The organism is Streptomyces tricolor (assembly GCF_002155905.1).
GTDB classification, from domain to species: Bacteria; Actinomycetota; Actinomycetes; order Streptomycetales; family Streptomycetaceae; genus Streptomyces; species Streptomyces tricolor.
Genome location: NZ_MUMF01000462.1, coordinates 1 through 3734 on the forward strand (window position 1 = coordinate 1; position 3734 = coordinate 3734).

A 3734-nucleotide genomic window follows, 5' to 3' on the forward strand; every position below is an offset into this window, starting at 1 on the left:
GCGGTCGAGTTCGGCGAGTTCGAGCTGCACGGAGACCCAGCGCGCCACCTCCTCGGTGGCCCGGACCGCGGACGCCGATCCCCCGGCGCCCAGCACGACGAGGGTGCCGAGCACCCGCTGGTCGACGGTGAGCGGCGCGACGGCGCCCCGGCGCACGGGGCAGTCCGGGTCCGCGCAGGCCACGGTGAAGGTCTGGGTGCGGCCGGTGTCCAGCACGTGGCGGACCCGGTCCAGGACGGCGTCCTCGTGGTGCCGGCCCGGCCCGTCCCAGGCCAGCGGCCGGTCCTCGGCGGTGAGGCCGAGCGCGGCCGTGCCGAACAGCGGCCTGAGCCGTCGTACCGCCTTGCGGGCCGCGTCCTCGGTGAGTCCGGCGCGCAGCGGGGGCGCGGCCAGGGACGCGGTGTGCAGGGTGTGGAAGGTGGCGCGTTCCACGGGGGTGCCGTGGCCCGTGTCGCCCCGGGCGGTCCGGCGGGCGAGGAGGCGTCCGACGGCGAGGCCGGCGGCGAACAGCGGAGGCGCCGCGGCGGCGAGGACGACGAGCCCGTTCACGCGCGGGACCTGTCCGCGCTCGACGTGGCTGTGCCGCCTCTGCCGTCGGCGGGCCGGCGGATGGTCATGGGGTGGTCACTCCTCGGCGGGTGGTGGGCGCGCTGCGGTCGGCCGGGCGTTCGGGCAGGTGGAGGCGGGCCATGACGGCCTCGGTGCCGGCCGGGAACCGGTCCCGGGTGGCGAGCGAGACCAGGATCATGGTCAGGAAGCCGAGCGGGACCGACCACACGGCCGGCCAGGCGAGCAGGGTGTGCGCCCAGCCGTCGGTGAGGGGTCCGGCGATGGTCAGGGCGACCGCGGTGAGGGCGCTGCCTCCGCCGGTGAGCAGCCCCGCGATCGCACCGGGCGCGGTGAGGCCGCGCCACCAGATGCCGAGCAGCAGCAGCGGGCAGAAGGACGAGGCGGCCACCGCGAAGGCGAGTCCCACGGCGTCGGCGACGGGGAGTTCGCTCGCGGCCACGCTCACCGTGACGGGCACGGCGACCGCCAGGAGCGTGGCCGGCCGGAAGGTGCGCACGCCGAGCGAGGGCAGCACGTCCTGGCTGAGCACGCCCGCGACGGACAGGGTGAGGCCGGAGGCGGTGGACAGGAAGGCGGCGCAGGCACCGGCGGCGATCAGGGCGCCGAGCAGATCGCCGCCCGGGCCGCCGACGAGACGTTCCGGCAGGACCAGCACGGCGGCGTCCGTGGTGCCGGTGAGCAGCAGGTCGGGGGCGTAGATCCGGCCGAGCAGGCCGTAGAGGGGCGGCAGCAGATAGAAGCCGCCGACCAGGGCGAGCACGATCACGGTGGTGCGGCGGGCGGCGCGGCCGTCGGGGTTGGTGTAGAAGCGGACGAGGACGTGCGGCAGCCCCATGGTGCCGAGGAAGGTGGCGAAGATCAGCCCGTACGTCGTGTACAGCGGGTGATCGTTTCTGCCGCCGGACAGGGGTGTCGCCCAGCTGGCGGCTCCGTCACCGCGGCCGTCGGCGCTCTCCCGCTCGGGCACCGGGGCGTCGGGCGGGAACCGGAGTGTCGTACCGGCCCGCACCTCGTGCACCCCGGGGTCCAGCAGCAGGCGGCCGTTGTCGTGGTCCTGCCCGTCCACGGCGCCGGTGACGACCGCCCGCAGCGGCGCCTCGATCCTGAGCCGGACGGTGGTCTCGACGGTGACCTGGGTGTGCCGGCGGAAGGTGGGCGGCTCGTCCAGGGCGTCGGCCGGGCCGGGCTCGCCGTGCCAGGCGACGACCAGGAAGATCGCGGGTACGAGGAGCGCGATCAGCTTCAGGCAGTACTGGAAGGCCTGGACGAAGGTGATGCTGCGCATGCCGCCGGCGGCCACGGCCAGGGCGACGACGACGGCGACGAGCACCCCGCCGAGCCAGCGCGGGGCGCCGGTGACCAGGCCGAGGGTGAGTCCCGCGCCCTGGAGCTGGGGCAGCAGGTAGAGCCAGCCGACGCCGACGACGAGCACGCCGGCGACGCGCCGGGCGGCCGTCGACCGCAGCCGTGACTCGGCGAAGTCGGGCAGGGTGTAGGCCCCGGAGCGGCGCAGCGGGGCGGCGACGAACACGAGCAGCACCAGGTAGCCGGCGGCGTAGCCGACGGGGAACCAGAGCATCTCGACGCCCTGGGCGGCGACGAGTCCGGCGATGCCGAGGAACGAGGCCGCCGAGAGGTACTCGCCGCTGATGGCCATGGCGTTGAGGTACGGCGGGACGGTACGGGAGGCGACGTAGAAGTCGGAGGTGGTGCGGGAGATGCGCAGCCCCGTCGCGCCGATCACCAGCGTGGCGACGACCGCCGCCGACACGGCCACGATGCCGTACGTCTGATTCACCCGGCGGCCCCGCTGGCGCGACCGGGCCGGCGTGGCCGGACGTCGGTCACCGTCATCCCTCTTCGAGGCGGTCCGCGGTGTCCCGTTCGTTGCGTTCGGCGCGGACGACGTACCACCGGCCGATGACGACGAGCGCGGGGTACGCGGCGACGCCGAGGACGGCCCAGACGACCAGGGCACTGCCCGGCCGGACCGCCGGGTCCGGCAGGGCCGAGAAGGCGAGGGGCAGCGGCCCGAGCAGAGCGACGAGCGCGCCGAAGGCGGCTAGCCCGAGCCTGAGTTGACGACGCATCAGGTCCCGGACGGCGAGGGAGTCGGCACTCCCCAGTCCGGTCGGCCGAGCCGGCCCGTGACCCGCCTGGGCCGCACGCGCGGCACGCGGAGCCCCCGTGACCACTTCACGTCGAGGAGTCCCAGGTGCACCCATGCCGCGTCCTCCGACCGCGATGATCACACTTCGCATGGAGTGTACGCATCAGGAATCCAAAGCAACAGCTTCCGGTCGGCGCCGACGGCCGGCACCGCCTGCCGCCGGCTCGCCGAAGCCCCCGGCGCACGCACGTTCAGCAGTGGGTCATCATGATCTGTCATGGACCTCTCCGGCATAGCCGCCGTTCTGGCTCTCCTCGGCATCCCAGTGAGTGTGCTGATCGCGCGTTGGCAGATGCGCGCCGGATTGGCTCAGGCGGAGGCCAACTACCGGGCCTCCTTGGAGGCCGCGGAGGCCGGCCACCGGGCCGCGCTGGAAGTGGCGGAGGCGAACCACCGGAGTGCGTTGGCGCTGGCGCGTCACCAGGTGGAGAGGGAGCGAGTGCGTTGGCTGGCCGACGCACAGAGAGCCGCATACACCATCTTCCAGAATTCGCTGGCTCAGTTTCGCCGCTGCCTCCTGGCCAGTGACGTCGACATCGATGAACTGCACAACGCCTTCAGTGAGCTCCACAACGCTCCCAGCATCGTCAGGCAGGTCGGCCCTGACGAGGTGTCCCGCATCGCGTTCAGCATCATGCGCGTCTGCCAGCTGATCGAGATCCGCGTCAGGAACGAAAGCCGGAACGGAAGCCCCCTCTCCTACGAGGAACGCGCTGAGATATGGCGCACGCAGGTAGCAACCTACCGTGACGAACTGGACGAGGCGATCCAGCGTGTGAGCGCCGCGCTGTGGGAGTGATGTCCGGTCCACGTCCGGCGACGCATCGCCGGCCACGGTTCGCCGGTCATCCCGAGAACGATCGAGGGCCGGTTCCGGATGTCTCCGAAGCCGGCCCTGATCTGCGACTCGCACAAGTCGGGACGACAGGATTTGAACCTGCGACCCCTTGACCCCCAGTCAAGTGCGCTACCAAGCTGCGCCACGTCCCGTTGC

General features: G+C 73.1%; 3 protein-coding genes, 1 tRNA gene and 1 pseudogene. 1 reads left to right on the forward strand and 4 read right to left on the reverse strand.

Going from position 1 to position 3734, the window contains the following annotated elements; all coding sequences use genetic code 11:
• From CCN44_RS29705 to CCN44_RS47670, 3 genes and pseudogenes are all read right to left on the reverse strand, one after another.
• Positions 1 to 549 (reverse strand): annotated as a pseudogene (locus tag CCN44_RS29705) (sensor histidine kinase); the annotation flags it as partial.
• A gap of 64 nt (positions 550 to 613) precedes the next feature.
• Entirely contained in the window at positions 614 to 2368 is a 1755-nt protein-coding gene (locus CCN44_RS29710; protein WP_086700991.1) for a sodium/solute symporter, read from the reverse strand.
• 52 nt (positions 2369 to 2420) lie between these two features.
• Positions 2421 to 2660 (reverse strand): hypothetical protein, encoded by a 240-nt coding sequence (locus CCN44_RS47670; protein WP_086700994.1) that lies wholly within the window; start codon positions 2658 to 2660, stop codon positions 2421 to 2423.
• Between the two features lie 297 nt (positions 2661 to 2957).
• Between CCN44_RS47670 and CCN44_RS29720 the strand changes: the two genes are divergently transcribed.
• Entirely contained in the window at positions 2958 to 3539 is a 582-nt protein-coding gene (locus CCN44_RS29720; RefSeq protein WP_086700997.1) for a hypothetical protein, read from the forward strand.
• Between the two features lie 117 nt (positions 3540 to 3656).
• Here CCN44_RS29720 and CCN44_RS29725 read toward each other — a convergent pair.
• A tRNA-Pro gene (locus tag CCN44_RS29725) sits at positions 3657 to 3730 on the reverse strand.
• Positions 3731 to 3734: the final 4 nt, after the last annotated feature.